The following is a 21,628-nucleotide window of genomic DNA, read 5'->3' as shown; positions in this document are numbered from 1 at the left end:
GCGGCCGACATCGCCGAGGCGCGGGAAGTGACAAGCTCTACAGCCAATCGGCGGCCGGCTCGGGCGCGGCAACGGAACACCGGCTTCAAACCGGCGGCGGCCTGCCGGCAGGTCCCGCGCCGCGCCCGCTCGGTGCGTCTCACGCTCAGCGCCGCAGACCCATCGCGCCGCACAGCGGGGCGCGCCACTCCAGGTTCACCGAGCGGGCGATCTCGTGGTCCAAGCCGGCGGCGATGTCCGCGGGCAGCGGGGTCGCCCGGCGCGAGTCCATCGCGACGTGCACCATGACGATCTCCAGTGTGCAAGCGAGCCGTTCGTTGCTGCGGTCGAGCAGCATCGAAACTGCGTGCAGGGCCTTGTCGGTGCGCTCCAGGAACCGCACGTGCACCGAGAACTTCTCGCCTTCCCGCAGTTCGCGCTGGTAACTCAAATGGTGTTCCGCGGCGAAGACGCCCATGCGTCGCCGGCTCCGGTAGTCCTCGTCCATCCCGATGGCGCGGCAGATCGAATCCGCGCCCACGGCCCCGTACTCCAGGTAGTGCCGGATGTTCATGTGCCCGTTCAGGTCGATGAACTCCGGCGTGACGGTGCCTTCCAGCACCGCGGGGAGCGCGATCATCTGGTCGAACCTCGGGGTATTGCCGGTCATTCGCTGCTCCGGTTGCACTGGGCGGCCGCCGTCCGGCCCGCGAGGCGATTCATGCTGAGAGGACTCGTCATTCCGGAAGAGGCGACGATCACCATCACCTCTCACGTCGGGTCGGTCCGGAATCGGCGCGGCGCACGACCGTCCGGTTCACATCGACCGGTTTGGGCCTCCACACCCGCGACGCGGCGTCGAGCCAGTTCCGCACCGCCTTGTAGCAGGTGCGGCACATCGATCCGGGCGTGTACAGCTGCAGCTCCGGGTAGTTCAGCACGCATGCCGGATCCGCCTGTTCCTGGCAGATGCCGTGATGGCCGGCCTTGTTGCACAAGCAGGTGCACAGCGTATGCATTTGCGCCTCACCCCGGTCAGCTCTTGCGCTTGGCGATCTCTTCGGTGAGCTGCGGCGCGACGTCGAACAGGTCGCCCACCACACCGAAGTCGGCGACCTCGAAGATCGGCGCCTCGGCGTCCTTGTTGACCGCGACGATCGTCTTCGAAGTCTGCATGCCCGCCCGGTGCTGGATCGCACCGGAAATGCCGAGGGCCACGTACAGCTGCGGCGAGACGGTCTTCCCCGTCTGTCCGACCTGGAACTGGTGCGGGTAGTAACCCGAGTCCACCGCCGCGCGCGAGGCACCCACCGCCGCACCCAGCGAGTCGGCGAGCTCCTCGACCACCTTGAAGCGCTCGGCCGAACCGACACCGCGACCGCCCGAGACGACCACTGAGGCCTCGGTCAGCTCGGGCCGGTCGCCGCCCTCCACCGGCTGCCGTCCCGTGATCCGCGCGGATCTCGCCGGGTCCGCCGCCGACACCTCCACCACCTGCTCGACCGCGGCGCCCTCAGCCTGCTCCGCCTCGATCGCGCCTGGGAGGACCGTGATCACCGGCGTGCCCGTGACCACCTTGGCTTTCGCCTCGTACCCGCCACCGAACAGCGAGTGCTCACCGACGCCCTCGCCGTCGAGACCGACGACCTCCGACAGCAGGCCAGATCCGGTGCGCACGGCGAGCCGTCCAGCGATCTCCTTGCCGTCCACTGTGGCCGGTACCAGCACCGCGGCCGGCGATGCGGATCGCACCAGTTCGGCCAGCACGTCCACCGCCGGGGTCACCAGGAACCGGTCGACATCGCTCGACTCCGCCGAGTACACCTTCGCCGCGCCGTAGGCGCGCAGCGCCGCGGTGAGCTTGCCGCTCGTGCCCGGCTCGCCGACGACGACCGCGGCGGGTTCGCCCAACTCGCGCGCCGCGGTCAGCAGCTCGAACACGACCTTCTTGACCTCGCCGCCCACGTGATCGACGAGAACCAGGACCTCAGACATACGCACTTCCCCTCGCGAATCCGATGGGCTAAACGAGCTTCTGACCGATAAGGAACTCGGCGGCGGCAACGCCTCCCGCGCCCTCGTCGGCAACCCGCTGCCCCGCCTGCTTCGGCGGCCTGGGCGCGGATTCGACGACTCGCGACCCGGCGTTGGCCAGCCCGACCTCAGCGAGGTCGATACCGGCGTCGGCAGCCGACAACACCTTCACCGGCTTCTTCTTGGCAGCCATGATTCCCTTGAACGACGGGTATCGCGGCTCGTTGATCTTCTCGGTGACGGACACGACCGCGGGCAGTCCCGATTCCAGGTGCACGATCCCGGTGTCGGTCTCCCGCTCCGCCCGTATCGTCGATCCGTCCGCGGAGAGCTCGCGGACGTAGGTCAGCTGCGGGATGCCCAGCAACTCCGCCAGCATCGCGGGCACGGCGCCGACACGACCGTCGGTGGACTCGTTGCCCGCGAGCACCAGATCCACAGATTCCACGGTGCCGATCACCGCTGCCAGCGCGCGTGCGGTCGCCGGTGCGTCGGTTCCGGCCAGCGCTTCGTCGGTCAGATGCACCGCCTGGTGCGCGCCCATCGACAAAGCCTTGCGGATCGCTTCCGCCGTGCGCTCCGGACCCATGCACACGACCGTCACCTCGCCGCCCTGAGCTTCGGTGAGCCGCAACGCCTCTTCGACCGCGCGCTCGTCGATCTCGTCCAGCACGGCGTCGGCCGCCTCGCGGTCCAGCACGTGATCGGCCGGCGCGAGCCTGCGCTCGGAGTACGTGTCGGGCACCTGTTTCACCAACACCACGACGTTCACTGGTCCACGTCCCAACTTCAGATCTCGAGCTCGCGATCGACCGCGGGCCGGGCTGCGGGGCCGTTCATCGGTCTCCCGCCGATGCGAATTTTGGCCTAAACTATTAAAGGACAGACCAAAGTGCAACACTGTGCCGAACCGGAGCAGAGCCCCAGGGACCACGAGGAGCCGAGTTGACGACGAGACACCAAGCCGCCGATCCCTCCGGAGCCGGGTCGCCGGGACCGCTGGACGGCGTCACGGTCGTAGCACTCGAGCATGCCGTCGCGGCGCCGATCGCCACGAGGCAACTCGCCGACCTGGGTGCGCGCGTGATCAAGGTGGAACGGCCCGACGGCGGCGATTTCGCACGCGGTTACGACGACGCGGTGGGCGGGGAGCTGTCCAGCGTCTTCCTGTGGACCAGCCGGGGCAAGGAGTCCATCACCCTCGACCTCAAAGAACCCGAAGGACGCGAGGCGCTGCAAGCGCTGATCGCCGGTGCCGACGTCTTCGTGCAGAACCTCAGCCCCGGTGCCATCGATCGGATGGGTTTCGGCGCGGAGGTCCTGCGGGCCCGCCATCCCCGTTTGATCGTCGTGTCCAACACCGGATACGGCGAGCCCGGCCCGTACTCGGGCCGCCGCGCGTACGACGCGCTGGTGCAGTGCGAATCCGGGATGGTCGCGACCACCGGCAACCAGGACATCATGGTCAAGCCCGGGTTCTCCGCCGCGGACGTCGCCAGCGGCATGCACATGTACTCCGCGGTCCTGATGGCGCTCTACCAGCGCGAGCGAACCGGCGAGGGAACGGTGCTCGAGGTCGCCATGCTCGACGCGATCACCGATTGGATCGCCAATCACCTCTACTACACGCGGCACAAGGGCACCGAGCCGGAACGCATCGACATCGGCCACCCCTCCCTGGTCCCCTACGGGGCATTCGACACGGCCGACGGCGATCGGGTGGTGATCGGCGTGCAGAACGACCGCGAATGGGCGAGATTCGCCAGCACGGTCCTGCGGACCCCGGACCTGATCGGCGACCGGCGAACCGCGACCACCATCGCGCGCGCGGAGAATCGGGATTACGTCGAGGGAATCGTGAATGCGACCACGACCCGTCTCGCCACCTCGGAGCTGCTCCAACTTCTCGAGGAAGCGCAGATCGCCAACGCAAGGGTCAACGGGCTGCACGAAGCCGTTGAGCACCCCCAGCTCGCGGCCAGGGACAGATGGGTGGATGTCGACACCCCGGTGGGCCCAGTCGCCACGCTGCGGCAGGTGATCCAGGAGCGCGGCCGGGAGTACCCGGCCCGCGCGGTCCCGGCCCTCGGCGCGCACACCGACGCGATCTTGCGAGAGCTCGGCTACCCGACGGAGAAGATCGCTACCCTGCGCCGGGACGGTGTCACGTGAGACTGAGTCCGCAGCGCACTCTCACCCAGCGGCCAGCCTGAGACGGCGTCGATGAGCGGGCCGCATCGGTGTATCCGCTCCACACCAGCCTGACCGACCAATGTGGACCGTATCCGGTTCATGTCCGCAATGACCGAACGTTCCATTCCCATCTCGACGAAAGGTGCCTCTCCGGTGGTTTCGTTCGCCTTCACCGAAGAACAGCGCGAGTTCCAGCAGACCCTCCAGGACTTCTCCCGCAAGCGGCTGCTCCCCGGCTACCGCGACCGCGCGGCGTCCGCCGAGTTCCCCTTCGACGTCCTCCGGCAGCTCGGCGAGCTCGGCGTGCTCGGCATCGGGCTCCCCGAAGAGTACGGGGGAACCGGCGCGGAGGATCCGATCACGCTGGGGCTGGCGACCGAGACCTTGGCCTACGGCGACGTCAACCTGGCCTCCGCCCCGATCCAGATCGGCCTCATCGGATCACAGTTGGTGCACGCGACCGAGGAAATCCGGCAAAACTACTTGCCAGCGATGATCGAAGGGCGCAAGACGGTCGCCATCGCCCTCACCGAACCGGGGTCCGGATCCGACGCGGCCGCGATGACCGCGGTGGCTCGCCCCGTCGACGGCGGCTGGCAGCTCACCGGGGAGAAGACCGCGATCTCCTGGGCGTGCAACGCTTCCGCGGCACTGATCTACGCTCGCGATCCGGGCAGCACGCGCGCAGCCGGCGTGAGCTGCTACCTGGTTCCGCTGGATGCCGAGCGGGTGAAGGTCCACCACATGCCGGGCATGGGGTGTCTTCCCCTCGGCTGGGGGTCGATCCACCTCGATGACGTCTTCGTGCCCGAATCGCACCTCGTCGGCGAGCAGGGCAAGGGATTCCAGGCGGTCATGAGCCACTTCGACTTCAGCCGCGCCGCCATCGGGCTGATGTGCCTGGGCGCCGCTCAGGCGAGCATGGACGAGGCCATCGGCTATGCCACCGATCGCCACGCCTTCGGCAAGCCCATCGCCGACTACCAGGGTGTGTCCTTCCAGCTCGCCGAGCACGCCACGTACCTGGAGGCCGCCCGGTGGATGTGCTATCGCGCGCTGTGGCTGCGCGAGGAGAACGAACCGCACACCGCGCTGGCGTCCATGAGCAAGTGGTGGCCGCCGGTGGTCGCGAAGAACGCCATCGAGTCGGCCATGCGGATTCACGGGAACCTGGGCTACTCCACCGAGTTCCCCCTCCAGCAGCGCTACCGCGATGTGATGGCTTACCTGGTCGCCGATGGCACCGCGGAGATCCAGAAGAAAATCATCGCGAAGGACGTGTTCGAGCGCCGCGGCATCGTGTCCTGAGCGGACGAAACCCCTCGGGAGACCGATGCCGGTCTCCCGAAGGAATACTGGCCGGGAGTCAGTTCCCTGTCATCTTCGCTGCTTCCTTGATGGCGGTTCGGATGCGGAAGTAGGTTCCGCACCGGCAGACGTTCTCGATCTCGTCGATCTCGGCGTCAGTGGGTTCACTGGTCTTGCGCAGCAATGACACCGCTTTCATGATCTGCCCCGGCTGGCAGAAGCCGCACTGCGGGACGTCGATCTCCAGCCAGGCCTGCTGGACGGGGTGCAGCTCGTCGCCGTCGGCGAGACCCTCGATCGTGGTGACCTCGCGGCCTTCGACATCGGCCATGCCGGTGACGCACGTCGTGTACGCCTCGCCGTCGATCAAACAGGTGCAAGCTTTGCACACATCCAGGTTGCATCCCATTTTCGGGCCAGTGACGCCGAGCTGGTCCCGCAGCGTCCAGAGCAGCGGGTGGTCCGCGGGCGCCTCGACGCTGACCTGATTCCCGTTGAGGGTGAAGGAATAACGTGGCACGATGTCTCTCCTCAGTGGACTGTGGTCGGCGATTCCGGTTCGGTCAGGTCCGCGCAGGGAGAGGACGCATCGGCGGACGCGGGACCGGCCCCGGCGGATACGGCTCGAAGTCCACCTCGGAGTCGATCGGGAAGCTGGCTGGCATGATCCCCGTCGCCCGCCGGTAGGCGTTGACGACCGCCGCGAACGACACGGGGACCGCGAACTCACCCATGCCGCCCGGCTGCCCCTCCCCCGGCTGCACGAAGATCCGCACGTCGGTCGGGGAGTTCTTCTGCCGCGCGAAGTGGAAGTTGTGGTAGCTGCCCTCCAGGAAGCAGCCGTCCCGCAAGTGCAACCCGCCGCGCAAGGCCACCGAAATACCGTCGGTCAGGCCACCGAGAGCTTGCGCCTCGATCCCGCTGACGTTGATCGGCCGTCCGACGTCGACGACCATGACCGCCTTGACCACCCTCGGCTTCCCTGGGTCCCGCGCGTCGATCTCGACGAGGCAGGCGAGCACGCCCTTCATCTCGTCGTGGAAAGCGACTCCCTGCGCGAACCCGTCCGGCATCGGCCGTCCCCAATCGCCCTCGGCCGCGACCTTGTCGAGGACCGCCCGCTGCCGGTCGTCCTTGAGGAAATCGCGGCGGAACACGACCGGATCCTTGTGGAGCCGCCGGGCGAGCTCGTCGACCACGATCTCCTCGACGCCCCGGACGTTGAGCGAGTACACCGATCGCCAGCTCCCGGTGTTCATCGGGACGGAGACCTCGTGCAGGTGCGTCGCGACCGCACCGAAGTTGTACGGGCAGTGCACCATCGACCGGAACATGATCTGGCTGACGCTCTCGTTGCCGACGGCGGGGATCTTGGTGACAGCGGTCGTGAGCGCCTCACCGAAGCCGTGTTCCAACGAGGTGTCGACGGCCGCGTTCCAGTGCTCGTAGGACAGCACCTGGTCCTGCCCGTAGTGCACCCGGACCTTGTGGTGCTTCGCGGGATGCACACGTCCGTGCCGGATGTCGTCCGTGCGGTGCCAGATCAGCTTCACCGGTTTGCCCATCGCTTGGGAGATCTGCGCCGCCTCCACCGCCGCGTCGTTGAACAGGCGGCGGCCGAACGATCCGCCGCTGGGCATAACGTGGACCGTGACGGAGGTCTGCGGCAGGCCCAGCTCTCGAGCGATGTTCTCTTGCGCGCTGGTGGGAACCTGTACCGCCGTCCACACCTCCGCGCGCCCGTCCCGCACATCGGCCACCGCCGCGTTGGTCTCCAGTGGAGCGTGGCTCAGGAAAGCGAAGTCGAACTCCATCTCCAGCGTTCCGGCCTCCGGCGGCAACGTCACCGGCGGATCGCCCAGCGGTCCCACCGCGGCGCGCAGTTTGCGGCGGACCGTCTCGTCGCTCTCGTCATCAACGGTGCCGGGCCCCCACGTGGCATCGATCGCGTTCATGCCGTCCAGCGCCATCGCGAAGGTCTCGGCCAGCACCGCGACACCCGTCGGGATCACGGCTACGTCGATGACGCCGGTCATCCGCTTGACGGCGTCCGCGTTGTGCACCGCCTCGACGGTGCCGTTGATCGTCGGTGGCCTGCGGACCAGGCACGGCTTCGCGCCCGCCACGTCGAGGTCCTGGGTGTAGGTGTTGGTTCCCGTCACGATCCGGTGGCCGTCGAGCCGACGCACCCTGCTTCCGATGAGCTTGAACTCGGACTCCGGCTTGAGCACCACCGGCAGGTCCGGCAACTTCGCCGAAACCGCCGCTACCGCTAGCGAGCCGAACGACGCACTCCGCCCGTCCGGAGCGTGCACGACGCCGTCGGAGACCGTGAGCCGATCACGGGACAGTCCCCAGCGCAGCGCTGCGGTGGCCACCAGCCGCGTCCGAGCGGCCGCGGCGGCGAGCCGGGCCGGGCCATACAACGAGGTCATGCTCGACGAACCGCCGGTGAGCTGGCCGAACAGCAACTCCGGCCGCGCGTCCGCGAGGGGCATCTTAACGTTGGCGAGCGGGATGTCCATCTCTTCCGCGATCAGCATCGGCACCGACGTTGTGAGCCCTTGCCCCACCTCGGCCCGCGGCAGCGGAACGGTCACCGTGCCGTCCTCGTGCACCGTGATCTGGAACAGCAATGCAGCAGTGGGAGCACCGATCACGTTGATGACGTCTTGGAGATCGACGGTTTCCCCGATGAGCTGCGGAGGTGACGGAACGGCGGCCTCGGCGGAGTCCGCGGCTCCGGCCAATGCGAGCTCGGTCGCCACAGTTAGCGTCGGAGCTGCCAGCAGGTAGCTCAGGAACCTGCGACGACCGATGGCCGGTGTGGTCGGGGACTTCTTCGTTGGATCGAAAACCACCGGTACCTCACAGTTCTCGGTCGCTCGGCCCGTCGCGCTGATCAGGCCGTCGGTCCGGCCAGCACGGAAACCGCCGAGCTGCACTGATGATTTCGCGACCTGCCGACGCGACGTCCCGGAAGACAGTCGTGGTGACCCACTGCCGGGCTTGAAACGGCTGCGTCCGGTGCTGAACCCGGATCAACTCGGCCACGTGGTATGAAGATAGAGCCCGAAGAGTGACAATTCAAGCAACTGAGTTCACGTTTGCGTAATACTTTCTCGGGCGCCACTGCACGAGAAGCCCGACGCCTCCGGGCTGAGCGTTCCGCGGTCCCGGTTGCACGCCGCCCAACGGAAACGGGGACCATGTGGACGTGACTCGGAGTGATACAGCAGGCGCCTCGCTACTGCCCACGGCGAGCGCCCGGTCGTTGTTGCTCACGGTGATGGGCGAATTCTCCTATCCACAGGACGAGGCGATCTGGACTACCGCCCTGGTCCGAGTCCTCGGTGGACTCGGCGTGGAGGGGCACGCCGCGCGTCAGGCGATCTCGCGGTCGGCGGATGCGGGCTGGATCGAACGGGAGCGCATCGGCCGCACCGCGCGCTGGCAGCTGACCCCATCCGGGAAGACGGTCATCGAGGACGGCCTGCAGCGAGCCACGGCATTCCTCGATCGCTCCGAGCCCTGGGACGGGCGGTGGCTGGTCCTCCTGGTTTCGATACCGCAGGGCGAGCGCACCACCCGAAAGCGCCTCTACGGCGGTCTGGCGTGGCTGCGGATGGGGAACCCGACACCCGGCGTATGGCTCACCCCGCACGTGAACGCCGTGGACGACCTCCGGTCGCTCATCGCGGAGTTCGACCTCACCGGCAACGCCCTCAGCCTCGTCGGGCACACCGAGGACGTCGGACTCAGCGATGAGCAGATTGTCCAGCGGGCTTGGAACCTCGCCGAGCTTGCGGACAGCTACCGAGCACTGCTGGCCCGCTACGCCGACTTCCGGCCCGCGGGAGGAGACGAAGTGCTGCTGAGCTACCTCGAACTGCGGAACTTCCTGCAGCAGTTCATGCGCCTGGACCCGCAACTGCCGGAGGAGCTGCTGCCGGAGTGGGTGGGGCACGCGGCCTCGGAACTGTTCCTCGACCGGCGCGACCGCTGGTCCCCCGGCGCCTGGGAGCGCTGGCGGGAGATCCTGCTGGAAGCGCGGCCGAACGGCGCGCTCTGAACTCATCCGCTCCGGTACGGCACGAAAACGGAGCCGAAGAGCTCCCGGGCGACGATGATCTTCTGCACCCGCGCGGTCCCGTCCGCGATCTCCAGGGCCAGGACGTCGCGCAGGCGCTGCTCGAACGGGAACGAGACCCCTTCGAAGCGGGCCAGCGGTGAGCCGAAAGCCGACCGCTCGCGCACGTACGCCGCGGTGTCGTCCAGACTCGCCTGGGCGCACCCGATTCCGGTGAGCGCGAGCAGCGGCCTGGTGCAGTCGAAACCGTTGAGCACGCTGCGGAAAGCACCCCCTTCAGCCCGAGCACCGCGTCCTCGGTCACCCGGACCTCGTCGAGGTGGACCATGCTCCGCCCCATCGGTTTCCAGCCGGTGTCCCCAATGCCGGAGGTCGCGATGCCGGGGTCGTCCATTCCGACGAGGAACGCGGACACCCCGAGGTTGACGTCGTCGCGGTACGTCCGCGCGGTCACGATCAACGCGTTCGCATTGGCCGACATCATGACCGAGATCTTCTCCCCGCGATGGCGGCGTTCGCCACGTTGACGTCGCGTACCCAGTTTCCTCCACCGCCAGGCCCGCGGCGACGAAATCCCTGGTGTCCAGCGGATTGTGGTCCGCTCCGGTCAGCACTCCGAGAACACCGAGTTCGGCCACCTGCTGGTGAACCGACCACGGGAAATCGCTCCGCTTGACGCGTGCCAGGTGCCCGGGAGCCAGCTCGGCGGTAGCGAAGCTCCGCACGCTGTCGCGCACGGAGGCCTGGTCCTCTGCCAATCCGAATCCATCCGGGTGTCCCGATTCACTCGCTCCGATTCGACCGTCCGTCCGACTCCGGTCGGTACGTGTCGACATCGAGTTCGCCGGCGGAAAGCTGTTTGCGCAGCATGTATTTCTTGATCTTCCCGGTCGGAGTGACCGGGAACTCTTCCACGAAGCTCCAGTAAAAGGGGGTCTTGTGGGCGGACATCTGCGAACGGGAGAAGGTCCGCATCTCCTCGACGGAAGGCCGGCTCACCCCCGCGCTGAGCCGGACGACGGCCGCCAGCTGCTCGCCCCACTTGTCATCGGGCACACCGACCACCGCGACGTCGGAGACGGCGGGATGGGTCATCAGGAACTCCTCGATCTCCCGCGGGTAGATGTTGATCCCACCGCGGATGATCATGTCTTTCAGGCGGCCGGTGATCTGGATGAACCCGCGTTCGTCCATGCAGCCCCGGTCGCCCATGTGCAGCCAGTTCTCGGAGTCGATGGTCGCCTGGGTCGCTTCCGGCATGTCGTGATACTCAATCATGTTCTGGTAACCGCGACAGCAGATCTCGCCGGACTCCCCGAGGGGCCGGATCTCGCCCGTCACCTCGTCGGCGATCTTGACCTCTAGGTGCGGCAGCGGCTGCCCGACCGTCTCCGACTGGTCTTCAGGCGAGTCGGTCACCCGCGTCTGGGCGATGACTCCGTGCATCTCCGTCTGTCCGAACAGGATGCTCGTCCGACACCCCAAGATCTCAGCCGTGCGACGGACGAGCGCGGCCGGCACCGTAGCGGCGCCGCTCATGACGGTCTGCAAGCTGGACAGGTCCCGCTTCTCTCGGTCCGGGTGGTCGAGCAGAGCCAGCAGCATCGTGGGGACGAGAAGGGTGTGGGTCCCGCGATAGGTCTCGATCGTCTCCAACATCAGCTCTGGGAGGAACTGCGGGACGATGACGAACTTGCCGCGTTTAGCCAGTGTTCCCAACGAGGTCACCGCTCCCCCGCCGATGTGGTACATCGGCATAGAGTTCACGTTCACGCCGCCGTCGTGCATCCCGGCGCGCTCCGCGACGAGCTTCGCGGCGTTGGCGAGGCCCTTGTGGTGCAGCCGCGCGCCTTTCGGAAAACCGGTCGTGCCGGAGGTGTACTGCACCTGGATCGGGTCCGTCGGAGCGACTTCGGGCAGCTCGACATCCGCGCCGCTGTCGAGGAAGCCAGGCCACTCGGCGAAAGTGATCGCGTCGCGGAGGTCCGGTAGCCGGGGCCGAATCTCATCCACGACGGTCCTCAGGTCGAAGTCCCGGTAGGAGTCGGCGTAGAAGAGCGCGACCACTCCGGAATGCCGTAGCACGTACTCGAGCTCGCGCTCCCGGTACGCCGGATTGGCGGCCACCAAGACCATCCCTGCGAGACTGATCCCCTGCTGGAGGATGATCCAGTCCGCGCCGTTGGGCGCCCAGATGGCCACCCGGTCCCCTGGGGCATAGCGAGTCAGGAGCGCCTTCGCGGCTCGCGTGCTGTCGGCGAGGAACTCCGCGTAGGTCCAGCTCCGCCGGGCGCCCGGGTCCTCGACGGCGTCCACGAGCGCGATCCGGTCGGGCACCGTGGCGGCGGCTTCCCGGAGAAGGTCCCCGATCGTGACCTCGAGGACGTCCTCGTCCCCGTTGGCCGGCCAGTACGACTCGGTGAGGACTTTGTTCGCTGTGGTCATACCGCAACTCCCGGCGAAGTTCTCGTGGACTGACTTTCCTTCGTGGACGCGGAACGAATCCCGGCGCCGGACGTTCGACGACCTGATCCCCGACCCGCTCTCGTGATCGCCGCCTCAGCGGCACGCGGAAAGCCGATGCAGCACCCGGGGTCCATCACTGGTGACTCCGCGAGCTCCCGGGAACCTCGGCTCTTGCTGCGCGATGCACCACGAGCCCTCATGTGACATCACTTCCTATTAGCACATTACGCCTGTAGTGTGACCGTGGACACTATCTTTGGTCTTAAATACTAAAGGTCGGACCGAATGAGAGCAACAGTCCCCACTCGCTCGCACCGCGCAAATCAGAAGCGAGGCGAGCACGATCCGCCGCTCGAGCGCGGCACGGGTCACACCGGGACGGCGCGAACAACGGCTCCCTACGGCGCTCCGCAGACCGGCCGCGCACCTCACGCGTTGTGCGCGGGTGTGAAGATGGGCGGCATGAGTGGTCGTCCCCGCAGTCCTCGTGGTCACGGCGAGCAGCTCCGCGTGGAGGTGCTCGCCGCGGTGAACCGGTTGCTGGCCGAGTGGGGCAGCGACGAGAAGCTCACGATGCGGGCGGTGGCGAAGGATGTCGGAGTCTCGGCGCCGAGCATCTACCTGCACTTCGCGGACAAGGCGGAGCTGGTGTGGGCGGCGTTGGCGGACAAGTACGAGCAATTGGCCGGCCGGATGGGGCTGGCCGACGAAGCGGTGATCGACGAGGACGCTCGCACGCGGTTGCTGGCCCAGGTCCGGACCTACTGCCGCTTCGCGATGGAGAATCCAGGGCATTACCGGTTGATGTACGAGGTCCGCCAGCCCGCAGTGGATCCCGAACGACTGGGCAAGCACCCGTCGCGGCTGGTGGCCGCGCGTTTCCGGCTTGCGTTGCAGCGTTGCCTGGATGAGGGCTACGCGGTCGGGCTGCCGCCGCGCCAGGCGGCGCACACCCTCTGGACGGGCCTGCACGGCATGGTCTCGCTCCAGCACAGCCTGTCCTTGAACCCGGCTCCAGAGCTGATCGACGGGTTGGCCGAGGGCTTGACCGGCGTGATCGTCAGCGCGAAACCGGAAGGCGGCGCCGCGGTCCCGGACACCGCGATCGAGCGGATGCTCGCGCTGACCATCACCGACGCCGAGAGCTGACCTTCGCCGGCGCCCCTTCGTGCGGGGCCGCCCCCGCGACCTCCTTCTTCCTCCCGCTCGATCACGCAACAGAAGTGTGACCGGAGACACCTGGCGCCCCACGAGCTCACATCCGGAGGAGAGGTCTATCGTCCTAAGTGAACTTAGTTAGGTTAGTTTTCCTGTCCGCCTGGCGAACGCACCGCGGCGCGCCGGCCGAAAGAGAGGCTCTCGTGGCTGAACTCGACCCCGGAACTCGACGAAGCACGGGCCTGCCCGCTTCAGCCGTGTCCGCGACGCCCCCGCGAACCGGCCGCCGACGGGAGCACGAGCAGCGCACGGCGTCCTCACGGATCGCCGCATGAGCCCGGCCAGGGTCGCGGTGGTGGGTGCTTCCGCTGCCGGTCTGGGCGCTGCCGAGGCGCTGCGGCGCGGGGGTTTCGACGGCGCGGTGACCTTGGTCGGAGCCGAACCGCATCTGCCTTACGATCGCCCGCCGTTGTCGAAGCAGTTGCTGTCCGGGGCGTGGGAGGCCGACCGGCTGCGGTTGCGCTCGGACGAGGCGATCGACGACCTCGACCTGGACCTGCGGCTGGGCACCACCGCCTCCGCGCTGGACCCCGGCGCCCGCAAGCTCAGCCTGCACAGCGGCGAGATCGTCGGCTACGACGAACTGGTGATCGCGACCGGCGTCCGACCGCGGCGGTTGCCAGGGACCGAGGATGTGGCCGGGGTGCACGTGCTCCGCACGCTCGACGACGCCTTGGCACTGCGGGAGGCGCTCGCCGGCCACCCCCGGCTCGTTGTGGTCGGTGGCGGATTCATGGGCGCGGAGGCCGCTTCAGCGGCGCGAGAACTCGGAGCCGAGGTCACGCTGGTGACCGACACCGCGATGCCGCTCGCGGACGTGCTCGGCGAGGAGCTGGGCGGAGTCCTGACCGCCACGCACCGCGACCACGGCGTGCGGATCGAAGCGGGTGTGCTCGTCGGAGAAGTGCTGGCCGAACGCGGCCGGGTCACCGGTGTGCGGCTCAGCGATGAGCGGACCCTGCCCGCCGACCTCGTGCTTGTGGCCATCGGCGCGATCCCGAACGTCGAATGGCTGGCGGGCAGCGGAGTGCCGGTCGGCAACGGGGTCGAGTGCGATGAGACCTGCAGCGCGGGTCCGGGCGTGTGGGCCGCCGGTGACGTCGCTTCCTGGCCGCACCCGGACCTCGGGCGGCGCATCCGGATCGAGCACCGGACCAACGCGACCGAGCAGGGCATGGCGGTCGCGCGGAACCTGCTCGCCGACGACGGCGGGAGCGCTTTCGCTCCCGTGCCCTACATCTGGTCCGACCAGTACGACCGCAAGATCCAGATCTACGGCCGCCCGCAGGGCGCGGATCGGGTGTGCGTGGTCGAGGGCTCGCTCACCGAGCGCCGGCTCGTCGCCCTCTACGGCAGGCAGGGGCGGGTCTGCGCGGTGGTCGGCATCAACATGGCGCGCGCCGCGCGGGGATTCCGGCCGCTCGTCGCCGAGCGGCGTCCGTGGCCTGCGGCCACCGAACTCGTCAACGCCACCGAGGGAGAACGAGCATGAAAGCACGGCAGGACGAACCCGCGCGGCTGCGCGCAGGTGTGATCGGCCTCGGAATGATCGGCGGTGGCGTCGCGGTCAGCCTGGCCCGCAGCGGCCGGGTGCCGGTCGTCCACGACATCCGGCCGGAGGCCGCGGAGCTGCCGGGCGATCCTGACCTGCTGGGCTCCCCCGCTGAGGTGGCCGCGAACAGCGATGTGGTGCTCATCGCCGTGGTCTCCGCCGATCAGGCACGAGAAGTGATCACCGGGGACTCCGGTCTGCTGGTGGGCGCACAGCCCGGATCGACCATCGTCCTGCTGAGCACCGTCGAGCTGCCGGTCGTGCGGGAGCTGGCCGCCGCGTGCGCCGCCTCAGATGTCGGGTTCCTGGATTCCGGTGTCACCCCCGGCGACAAGGCCGCCGAGAACGGCCTGGTCACGATGGTCGGCGGCGACGCGGACACGGTCGCCCGCGCCATGCCGGTGCTGGCCGACTTCGCCAAGGAGGTCGTGCACTGCGGACCGCTCGGGGCGGGCATGGCGACCAAGCTCGCGCGCAACGTCGTGACCTACGGCAGCTGGCGGACCGTGGCGGAAGCCGCATCGCTGGCGGGCGCGGCCGGGGTCGAGCCGGAGACGCTCATGCGGGTCATCACGACCGCTGACCCCGAAGGCCACACCCTCCTGCAACTGCTGGAGATGCAGCGCGTCGACCAGGCGGGAGCACTGGCGATGAGCGAGCAGATCGCCGCGTTGACGGGCCAAGGCCTCGACGGTCCTGGGGCGCTGGCGGCGATCCGCAAGCTGGTGCGCGGTATCGAGCCGTTGATGGACAAGGACCTCGCCGCCGCGCAGAAGCTCGCCGCGGACCTGGAGGTCGAACTCCCCTTGGTGGACGTGACCCGCCGAGAAGAACGGGACACCCTCGGAATTCAGGAAGGGAAGGACGTATGAGCGACCAGTACCAGCGCGGTCTGGACGTCATGGACGAGGTCTACGGCGCCGGTTTCAGCAAGTCCCTCGACGGGCAGAGCGGCGCGTTCCTCGACGAGACGGTCGGCCACCTCTTCGGTGAGATCTGGAACCGCCCTGGTCTGTCCACTCGGGACAGGAGGTTGCTCGTGCTCGGCGCGACCGCCTCCCTCGGCCGGGCGGACCTGGTGCAGGTGCAGGCCCGCGGCGCCCTCTCCGGTGGGGACTGCACTCCCGAGGAATTGCACGAATCCGTGCTGCAGCTGGCTTTCTACGTCGGCTGGGGCAACGCCACCTCGGTGCACGAGGGAGTCTCGAAGGCCGTCGCCGAGCACACCGCCCACCAGAACTCGAACTGACCCGCCACGCAGGAGAGAAGGACGAACATGACCCGGTCGATGCCCACCACGCGCGACACCGCCGCCCCGCTGGATCCGCCGCCCGAATACCAGGCCTTGCAGGAGGAGCAGCCGATCCACTGGGTGACGTTCCCGAACGGCACCGAAGGCTGGCTGGTGACCCGGTTCGACGAGGGCAGCGCGGTGTTCGCGGACCCGCGCATGAGCGCCCGCCGTCCGCGCCACGACAACCCTCCGGGCGAGGAACCCGAAACCGCCGGTGACGGTGAAGGGGGTCTGCCGCCGCTGTTCGTGATGATGGACGAGCCCGATCACGGCGCCTACCGCAAGCTGCTGACCGGGAAGTTCACCCCGAAGGCCGTGCAGAACCGGCTGCAGCCCTACATCGATCGCATCGTCGACGAGCACCTGGACGCCGTCGCCGCCGCGGACGGGCCGGTGGACCTGGTGCAGGCGCTGTGCCTGCCGATCCCGTGCCTGGTCATCTGCGAACTGCTGGGTGTGCCCTACGAGGACCGGGACGGGTTCCACGGAGCCACCGAACAGATGATGGACATGAGCAACCCCCGCGAGCAGCGGGACGCGGGTGCGAAGTGGCTGCTGGACTACATCGGCAAGCTGGTCGAGCAGAAGCGGCAGGAACCGGACTCGCCGGGACTGCTGGCCGAGTTGATCCGGATCGCCGACGAGGGCAACACGATCCTCACCAACGACGACCTCACCGGGATCGGCGCGCTGCTGCTGTTCGCCGGGCACGACACCACCGCGGCCATGATGGGCCTGTCCATCATGCAGCTGCTGACCCACCCACAGCAGTGGCAGCAGCTGCGCGACGAACCCGCCAAGATCGGCCCCGCCGTCGAGGAACTGCTGCGCTACCTCACGATCGTCCAATTCGGACTCGGACGAGTCGCCAAGGAGGACTTGGAGATCGGCGGCGCGCAGATCAAGCAGGGCGACCTCGTCGTTGTGGCCATGCCCGCGGCCAACCGGGACCCGCGCGCGTTCGACGACCCGGACATGGCCGACTTCGACCGCAAGCTCACCCGGCACCTCGCCTTCGGCTACGGCGTCCACCAATGCCTCGGGCAGAACGTCGCCCGCGCGGAGCTCAAAACCGTGCTGCCCCGGCTGATTGAACGCTTCCCCGACCTGAAACTGGCCGTCGACCCCTCCGAGGTCCCGATGGACACCCACGGCACCAACTACGGCGTCCGCTCGCTGCCGGTCACCTGGTAACAGGCCGACGCACCCGTAGAAGTGGCAACCACGTTCAGCGACGGCACACCTGCCGCCGCCCGCACAGGAGTGAGGAAATGAAGGTCACCATCGACGAGGACAAGTGCTGCGGAGCCGGACAGTGCGTCCTGGCCGCACCCGAGGTCTTCGACCAGCGCGACGACGACGGCGTCGTCATCCTGCTCGACGAAACCCCGGCGGAGGCCGAGCACGAGAACGCCCGCACCGCCGCGGCGCTGTGCCCGGCAGCCGCGATCGAAATCCACGAATAACCGCGCAGGGCCCGCACAACACCGGGCCTCCCTCTGCAGTTGCCGAACACTCGGCTCATCACCGGGCCTGGGCGCCACCGGGCCCGGCGATGAGCCGAATCGACCCGCTGGGCGCCGACCATCATGCTCAGGGCGTCACGACCAGCGTTCCTCCGGGCGGCCTCGCCGCCGCATCCGAAACTGCAAGTCAGCCGGTGGTCTTCTCGCCGTTACCCGTGAGACGGCGGAGGTGGTCTTGGGCGGCGTCCTCGGAGTCGAGCACTTCCATGCCGGCCAGGCGTGCCGTGGATGCGGCGGGGTATCCGGCGTATCCGGCGGAGTGATACACAATCTCTTCCAGCTCTTCGCGGGTCACGCCGTTGACGAGGGCGATCGGGAAGTGGACTTTCAGTTCCTCGGTGGCGCCCAATGCGATCAGGATGCCGATCGTGAGGATGCTGCGGGATCGGCGGTCGAGTCCGGGGCGGGACCACAGCGCTCCGAACACGTTGTCCAGGCTCAGTTCCCCGATTTCGGCGGCGAATCCCTGTGCGGCCACTTTCGGGGTGTCGCCTTCGGTGAGCATGCCGGGGATCATTTCCTGGAGCAGTGCCAGCGCTTTCGCGCGATTGTCGGTCATCGTCAATCCTCCTGGAGGCGGAAGCGGTCCGGGGGGCGGAAAGTCGCGAACCCGGTCGCCTTCGGGTGCAGGGTGGTCATGGGGAAACGCGGGTGCCCCCGTCGCGGCGGCACCCGCGGCGCGCGTCGGTCAGGCCGTGAATCCGGCTCGGAGCGTGAATCCTCCGTCGACCGGCAGCACTGTTCCGGTGATGAACGCGGAGTCGTCCGAGGCGTAGAACAGCGCGGCCTTGGCGACGTCCTCGCTGGTGCCCTGGTGTCCCATCGGGACCATCGAGGCGCGCTTGGCGGCGACTGCCTCGCGGTCGGTCCCGGTGTCGCGGGCGACGGAATCGACTCCCATCGGGGTGTCCATCATGCCGGGGGCGATGCAGTTGATCCGCACGCCGTGCGGCGCGTATTCGATGGCGAGGCTGCGGGTCATCGAGTGCACCGCGGCTTTGGACGTGGTGTAGGCGATGTTCTCTCCGGCGTGCAGCAGTCCGGCCATCGACGAGATGTTGATGACGACCCCGCTGCCCTGCTCGCGCATGTGGGGCAGCACGTGTTTGCAGGTCTGCCACATGCCGGTGAGGTTCACCTCGAAACCCTGCCGCCACTTCTCCGGTGAGAGTTCCTCGGTGCGCCCGGCCGGGACGATGCCGACGTTGTTGTGCAGCACGTCGACCCGGCCGTAAGCATTCAGCGCGGCCCGGAGGATGCTCGCGCAGTCCTCATCAAGGGTGATGTCGGCGCGGTGCGCGACCGCGAAACCGCCCTCGGCGCGCACGAGTTCCGCGGTCTCCTCCGCGGAGGCCGCATCTCGATCGACGACCACGATGTCGGCGCCTTCCCGGGCGAAGGTCAGCGCGACCGCGCGCCCGTTGCCGAGAGTGGCACCTGGCGTCTGGCCGCCGCCGACAACGACCGCCGTCCTGCCTGCGAGCTTTCCTCTCATGCGATTCCCGCTTTCTTCCGCGCTTACCAAGTGACCGGGAGTTCTTCGAGGCCGTAGGTCAGGGCGTCGTCGTGGAAGTGCAGCTCGCTCTCGTCCACGGCCAGCCGCAGACCGGGCAACCGCTGGAACAAGCGCGGCCAGGCGACCTGCATCTCCACGCGCGAGAGGTTCTGGCCGAGGCACTGGTGGACGCCGAAGCCGAACCCGATGTGCTGGCGCTGCACGCGGGTGATGTCCAGGACCTCGGGGGTGTCGAAGACCTCCGGGTCGCGGTTGGCGGCGGGCAGGTTGCAGATGATGCCCTCACCGGCGCGGATGAGCACCCCGCCCACCTCGGTGTCCTGCAAGCACACCCGGCGCGGCTCGGTCTGCACCATGCTCCAGTACCGCATCATCTCCTCGACGGCGGTGGGCGCGTACTTGTCCGGGTCGGACAGCAGGATGTCGCGCTTCTCGGGTTCGCGCATCAGCGCAAGGATGCCGAGCCCGATCATGTTGGCGGTGGTCTCGTGCCCGGCGCCGATCACGAGCATGCCCAGCCGCACGGCGTACTCGAAGTCGAAGTCGCCCCTCTCGTCGACGTGGGTGTTCACCAGGCGCGACAGCAGGCCGTCGTCCGGTTCGGCGCGCTTGCGCTCCGCGTGCTTCTCCAGGACGTCGTGCATGTCCTGCATGCCGGCGAGCTTCTCCTCCTTGGGGATGCTCAGCTGCACCGTCTTCTTGGAGGCTTCGTGCACGCGCGGGCTGTCCTCCGGCGGCACGCCGAGGACCTCGCAGATGACGACGGTGGGCAGGGCGAGCGCGAACTTCTCGATCAGGTCGACCGGACGCGGCCCCTGCTCCAAGTCGTCGATCAGCCGGTCGGTCAGCTCGATCATCCGAGGGCGCAGGGCCTCGGAGCGCTTCGCCGTGAAGTCGCCGTTGAGGATGCGCCGGAACGGCAGGTGTTCCTGCCCGTCCTTGCGGAAGAAGAGCTCACCCTCCACGTAGGGCTGAGCGTCACTGGTGTTCGGAAACCCGGGGTTGGTGACGTCGGCTCCGAAGCGGTCGGTCGCGCTGAGCACCTCGCGGATCTGGTCGTGGCGGGTGATCAGCCAAGGCTGGGCGCCGTTCCAGATCTGCACGCGCCGGGGAGCCCCTTCCGCGCGGTACTCGACGGCCTTCTCGGGCGGGGCGAACGGGCATCCCCGGGTCAGCGGGAACCGGGGTGTTTCGGTGGACTCGGTCGTCGTCACGACTACTCCTAGTGTGGTGGGGTGTTCGTCAAGCGGCTGAGGTGCGCGCGGCCACGGCGGTCTCCCATTCGGTGCGGTCGGCGACCACCGGACGCAGGCCGCGCAGCGGGCGGACCATGTTGAGCCGATGGCGGCGGTCACGTGGCCGTCGCGGGCGCAGAGGGCGGTGAACTTGCGATCGGCGAGGCTGCCGTCCACGACGTGGATGCGATCGGCCCCTCTGCTGCGGCCGTAGATCTGGATCTTGAGGTCGTACTGGTCGGACCAGACGTAGGGCACGCTGCTGAACGGTTCCGCCTCGCGGGCACCGGCGAGGATGTTGCGGGCCACGGCCATGCCCTGCTCGCCCGCGTTGGTGCGGTGCTCGATGCGGATCCGCTCCCCGCTGGCCGGATCGGGGAAGGCGGCCACGTCTCCGGCCGCCCACACTCCGAGTCCGGCGTGCAGCGTGCCGTCGCATTCGACGCCGTTGCCAATGAAGAGACCGGTGCCTTCGAGCCATTCGACGTTGGGCAGGGTGCCGATGCCGATCACCACGGCCTCGGCGTCGACGGTGCGGCCATCGACCAGCCGCACGCCGGTGACGCGGCCGCCGTCGCTGCGGACTCCTTCAACCATCGCGTCGGCGACGACGTCGACCCCGTGGTCCCGGTGGATCTCGGTGAGCATCGCGCCGATCTCGGCGCCGACGGCGTCGGACAACGGCACGTGCTGATCGGTGATCAGGGTGACCGCACACCCCGATCCACGGGAAACAGCGGCAGCCTCAGCCCCGATGAATCCGCCACCGACGATCACCAGCCGAGGAGCCGAGGCCAGCGATTCCTTCAACGCCAACGCATCCTCGAGAGTGCGCAACAAGTGCACCCCTTCGATGCCCTCAACACCCGGCAGAGCGCGGGCCCGCACACCGGTCGCAGCGACCAGCGCGTCGTAACCGAGGACGGTGCCGTCCGCCAAGCGGAGCTCGCGGGCGGAGGTGTCCAAAGAGGAAGCCGGGGAGCCGAGTCTGAGCTCGACGCCGAGGTCTTCGTAGACCGCCGCATCGCGCAGTGCGAGCTTCCCGATCCCCCACTCCCCGACAACACCTGCTTCGACAGCGGGGGCCGGTCGTAGGGCAGGTGGGCCTCGTCGCCGACGACGGTGAGCCGCCCGTCGTAACCGCCCCGCCGAAGGCCTTCGACGGTAGCGAGACCTGCCGCCGAGGCACCCACGACGACGATCTCCCGGGGTACCGC

The 21,628-nt window shown here is 68.3% G+C and carries 21 protein-coding genes and 2 pseudogenes; 10 read left to right on the top strand and 13 right to left on the bottom strand.

Annotation, left to right across the window (positions count from 1 at the left end; all coding sequences use genetic code 11):
- Positions 1-145: 145 nt before the first annotated feature.
- The 4 genes from H2Q94_RS12695 to H2Q94_RS12680 all read right to left on the bottom strand — a co-directional run bounded on the left by H2Q94_RS12695 (position 146) and on the right by H2Q94_RS12680 (position 2,785).
- On the bottom strand, positions 146-649 hold the full coding sequence (locus H2Q94_RS12695) for a thioesterase family protein (protein ID WP_243794869.1): 504 nt from the start codon (positions 647-649) through the stop codon (positions 146-148).
- Between the two features lie 94 nt (positions 650-743).
- Positions 744-998, bottom strand: a complete 255-nt coding sequence (locus tag H2Q94_RS12690) for a hypothetical protein (protein WP_243794868.1) — start codon at positions 996-998, stop codon at positions 744-746.
- A 16-nt stretch (positions 999-1,014) separates the two neighbouring features.
- On the bottom strand, positions 1,015-1,974 hold the full coding sequence (locus H2Q94_RS12685) for an electron transfer flavoprotein subunit alpha/FixB family protein (RefSeq protein ID WP_243794867.1): 960 nt from the start codon (positions 1,972-1,974) through the stop codon (positions 1,015-1,017).
- Between the two features lie 28 nt (positions 1,975-2,002).
- Complete coding sequence (locus H2Q94_RS12680; RefSeq protein ID WP_243794866.1) at positions 2,003-2,785, bottom strand: electron transfer flavoprotein subunit beta/FixA family protein; 783 nt, start codon at positions 2,783-2,785, stop codon at positions 2,003-2,005.
- Positions 2,786-2,958: 173 nt separating this feature from the next.
- Here H2Q94_RS12680 and H2Q94_RS12675 point away from each other — a divergent pair, with 173 nt between their 5' ends.
- The gene (locus tag H2Q94_RS12675) at positions 2,959-4,185 is read left to right on the top strand and encodes a CaiB/BaiF CoA transferase family protein (protein ID WP_243794865.1); all 1,227 of its coding nucleotides are present in this window, start codon (positions 2,959-2,961) and stop codon (positions 4,183-4,185) included.
- A 174-nt stretch (positions 4,186-4,359) separates the two neighbouring features.
- The gene (locus H2Q94_RS12670) at positions 4,360-5,514 is read left to right on the top strand and encodes an acyl-CoA dehydrogenase family protein (RefSeq protein WP_243794864.1); all 1,155 of its coding nucleotides are present in this window, start codon (positions 4,360-4,362) and stop codon (positions 5,512-5,514) included.
- Between the two features lie 58 nt (positions 5,515-5,572).
- Here H2Q94_RS12670 and H2Q94_RS12665 read toward each other — a convergent pair whose 3' ends face one another.
- Positions 5,573-6,034 carry a (2Fe-2S)-binding protein gene (locus H2Q94_RS12665; RefSeq protein WP_243794862.1) on the bottom strand — a complete coding sequence of 154 codons (462 nt, stop codon included), beginning with the start codon at positions 6,032-6,034 and terminating at the stop codon, positions 5,573-5,575.
- 43 nt (positions 6,035-6,077) lie between these two features.
- Complete coding sequence (locus H2Q94_RS12660; RefSeq protein ID WP_243794860.1) at positions 6,078-8,375, bottom strand: xanthine dehydrogenase family protein molybdopterin-binding subunit; 2,298 nt, start codon at positions 8,373-8,375, stop codon at positions 6,078-6,080.
- A gap of 356 nt (positions 8,376-8,731) precedes the next feature.
- Here H2Q94_RS12660 and H2Q94_RS12655 point away from each other — a divergent pair, with 356 nt between their 5' ends.
- Positions 8,732-9,586, top strand: a complete 855-nt coding sequence (locus H2Q94_RS12655) for a PaaX family transcriptional regulator (RefSeq protein WP_243794858.1) — start codon at positions 8,732-8,734, stop codon at positions 9,584-9,586.
- Positions 9,587-9,588: 2 nt separating this feature from the next.
- On the opposite strand, the gene H2Q94_RS12650 is transcribed toward H2Q94_RS12655, so the two are convergent.
- Positions 9,589-9,861 (bottom strand): acyl-CoA dehydrogenase family protein, encoded by a 273-nt coding sequence (locus H2Q94_RS12650; RefSeq protein WP_243794856.1) that lies wholly within the window; start codon positions 9,859-9,861, stop codon positions 9,589-9,591.
- A 69-nt stretch (positions 9,862-9,930) separates the two neighbouring features.
- Here H2Q94_RS12650 and H2Q94_RS12645 point away from each other — a divergent pair, with 69 nt between their 5' ends.
- Positions 9,931-10,131, top strand: coding sequence for a hypothetical protein (locus H2Q94_RS12645; protein WP_243794855.1), 201 nt, complete (start codon positions 9,931-9,933; stop codon positions 10,129-10,131).
- Positions 10,132-10,167: 36 nt separating this feature from the next.
- Here the strand turns inward: H2Q94_RS12645 and H2Q94_RS30935 are convergent.
- Both H2Q94_RS30935 and H2Q94_RS12640 read right to left on the bottom strand, forming a co-directional pair.
- Positions 10,168-10,440, bottom strand: a pseudogene (locus H2Q94_RS30935) (acyl-CoA dehydrogenase family protein); the annotation flags it as partial.
- Complete coding sequence (locus H2Q94_RS12640; protein ID WP_258718692.1) at positions 10,388-12,049, bottom strand: AMP-binding protein; 1,662 nt, start codon at positions 12,047-12,049, stop codon at positions 10,388-10,390. The gene H2Q94_RS12640 and the pseudogene H2Q94_RS30935, both read right to left, overlap by 53 nt.
- 483 nt (positions 12,050-12,532) lie before the next feature.
- Here H2Q94_RS12640 and H2Q94_RS12635 point away from each other — a divergent pair, with 483 nt between their 5' ends.
- The 6 genes from H2Q94_RS12635 (at position 12,533) to H2Q94_RS12610 (ending at position 17,600) form a co-directional block, all read left to right on the top strand.
- Positions 12,533-13,219, top strand: a complete 687-nt coding sequence (locus tag H2Q94_RS12635; RefSeq protein WP_243794853.1) for a TetR/AcrR family transcriptional regulator — start codon at positions 12,533-12,535, stop codon at positions 13,217-13,219.
- A gap of 340 nt (positions 13,220-13,559) precedes the next feature.
- A complete protein-coding gene (locus tag H2Q94_RS12630) occupies positions 13,560-14,780 on the top strand; it encodes an NAD(P)/FAD-dependent oxidoreductase (protein ID WP_243794852.1) in 1,221 nt (406 codons plus the stop codon).
- Entirely contained in the window at positions 14,777-15,712 is a 936-nt protein-coding gene (locus H2Q94_RS12625) for an NAD(P)-dependent oxidoreductase (protein WP_243794851.1), read from the top strand. Before H2Q94_RS12630 ends, H2Q94_RS12625 begins: the two co-directional genes overlap by 4 nt.
- Positions 15,709-16,089, top strand: a complete 381-nt coding sequence (locus tag H2Q94_RS12620) for a carboxymuconolactone decarboxylase family protein (protein ID WP_243794848.1) — start codon at positions 15,709-15,711, stop codon at positions 16,087-16,089. Before H2Q94_RS12625 ends, H2Q94_RS12620 begins: the two co-directional genes overlap by 4 nt.
- 39 nt (positions 16,090-16,128) lie before the next feature.
- Positions 16,129-17,328, top strand: a complete 1,200-nt coding sequence (locus tag H2Q94_RS12615) for a cytochrome P450 (protein ID WP_243794846.1) — start codon at positions 16,129-16,131, stop codon at positions 17,326-17,328.
- Between the two features lie 77 nt (positions 17,329-17,405).
- Positions 17,406-17,600, top strand: a complete 195-nt coding sequence (locus tag H2Q94_RS12610; protein ID WP_243794844.1) for a ferredoxin — start codon at positions 17,406-17,408, stop codon at positions 17,598-17,600.
- 187 nt (positions 17,601-17,787) lie between these two features.
- On the opposite strand, the gene H2Q94_RS12605 is transcribed toward H2Q94_RS12610, so the two are convergent.
- From H2Q94_RS12605 to H2Q94_RS30930, 4 genes and pseudogenes are all read right to left on the bottom strand, one after another.
- Complete coding sequence (locus H2Q94_RS12605) at positions 17,788-18,219, bottom strand: carboxymuconolactone decarboxylase family protein (RefSeq protein ID WP_243794842.1); 432 nt, start codon at positions 18,217-18,219, stop codon at positions 17,788-17,790.
- A gap of 129 nt (positions 18,220-18,348) precedes the next feature.
- The gene (locus H2Q94_RS12600; RefSeq protein WP_243794839.1) at positions 18,349-19,155 is read right to left on the bottom strand and encodes an SDR family NAD(P)-dependent oxidoreductase; all 807 of its coding nucleotides are present in this window, start codon (positions 19,153-19,155) and stop codon (positions 18,349-18,351) included.
- A 23-nt stretch (positions 19,156-19,178) separates the two neighbouring features.
- A complete protein-coding gene (locus H2Q94_RS30490; protein ID WP_258718691.1) occupies positions 19,179-21,377 on the bottom strand; it encodes a cytochrome P450 in 2,199 nt (732 codons plus the stop codon).
- A 146-nt stretch (positions 21,378-21,523) separates the two neighbouring features.
- Positions 21,524-21,604 (bottom strand): annotated as a pseudogene (locus H2Q94_RS30930) (hypothetical protein); the annotation flags it as partial.
- Positions 21,605-21,628: the final 24 nt, after the last annotated feature.

The sequence above is a fragment of the Saccharopolyspora gloriosae genome, assembly GCF_022828475.1.
Classification (GTDB): Bacteria; Actinomycetota; Actinomycetes; order Mycobacteriales; family Pseudonocardiaceae; genus Saccharopolyspora_C; species Saccharopolyspora_C gloriosae_A.
Note: the sequence above shows the minus strand (reverse complement) of the source record. Positions and strands in the feature narration are given on the sequence as shown.